Here is a 223-nt window from a genome sequence, read left to right as displayed (position 1 = left end):
ATGGCCCGGATACCGGCCTCGGCGTAACGCGGCGCCGCATCCCGATGCACATAGGCGCTGGTCGCCTCGAACACCATGTCGGGCAGCTCCTCACGCGCGAGCAACCAGTCCACACCCTCATGGCTGGTTTCCAGGCCCAGCGTGCGGGCCCGCGCCAAACCCTCACTCTCGGGGTCGATACCGATCATCCACCGCGGCTCCAACCACTCCGAACGCAGCAGCT

At 67.3% G+C, this 223-nt stretch carries 1 pseudogene; it reads right to left on the bottom strand.

The window, feature by feature from the left end:
- A pseudogene (locus ACZY1G_RS27835) lies at window positions 1–223 on the bottom strand (acetaldehyde dehydrogenase (acetylating)); the annotation flags it as partial.

It is taken from the genome of Mycobacterium sp. IDUB_5 (assembly GCF_055419565.1).
Note: the sequence above shows the minus strand (reverse complement) of the source record. Positions and strands in the feature narration are given on the sequence as shown.